The sequence below is a fragment of the Palleronia caenipelagi genome (assembly GCF_007004065.1).
GTDB classification, from domain to species: Bacteria; Pseudomonadota; Alphaproteobacteria; order Rhodobacterales; family Rhodobacteraceae; genus Palleronia; species Palleronia caenipelagi.
Genome location: NZ_VFSV01000169.1, coordinates 1 through 702, shown reverse-complemented (window position 1 = coordinate 702; position 702 = coordinate 1). Strand labels below are relative to the sequence as shown.

Below are 702 nucleotides of genomic sequence, written 5' to 3'. Positions count from 1 at the left end.
TGATCTTCGTCCCTGTCTCCGGACAGCGGGGTACTTTACCCCTGTCCACGAGAGGAGCACGAGATGGGACGACATCGACGGAAATACACGGACGAATTCAAAGCTGCAGCGGTTGAACGGCTTTATGAGCCAGGCGCGACGCAGGGCAGCGTCGCGAAAGAGCTGGGGATCACCGGCACGCAGTTGAAAACCTGGCGGCTGGAGATTGAGGCGTTCGGCTCGATGGAAGCGAAGCGCCGCCAAAGGGCTGATGCGGCTGAGTTGGAGCGGCTTCGCAAAGAGAATAAGCGTCTCGCGGAGGAGAATGAGATCCTCCAGAAAGCCTCCGCTTTTTTCGCGTCTCGGGCGGTGAAACCACGATGAATAAGCACGCTTTCATCACTGCCCACAAAGCTCAATACGCGGTTTCGACACTCTGCCGGCTGGTCCGCCTGTCACGCAGTTGGTTTTATGGTCACGACGCGAGCTTGGCGGCCCGTCAAGGCCGGGAAGCGCGGCGTGCGGCACAAGACGTGGCGTTGCTGGAGCGGATCAGGCACTTCTTTAAAGCAAGCAAATACCGCTACGGCTCCAAACGCATTCACCGGGATCTGGGCGCTGATGGCGAGCGCGTCTCAGAGCGGCGCGTGGCCAAAATAATGCGGGGAAACAGGATCTCAGCCGGCCAACGCAAGCCGCGCAAGCCGGTCACCACAAACAGCA

At 59.7% G+C, this 702-nt stretch carries 2 protein-coding genes; both read left to right on the top strand.

The window, feature by feature from the left end; translation table 11 throughout:
- Nucleotides 1-63 precede the first annotated feature (63 nt).
- Nucleotides 64-363, top strand: a complete 300-nt coding sequence (locus FEV53_RS20520; RefSeq protein ID WP_142836434.1) for a transposase — start codon at nucleotides 64-66, stop codon at nucleotides 361-363.
- Nucleotides 360-702: IS3 family transposase (locus FEV53_RS20515; protein WP_142836433.1), on the top strand; the 343-nt coding region annotated here is incomplete at its 3' end. The genes FEV53_RS20520 and FEV53_RS20515, both read left to right, overlap by 4 nt.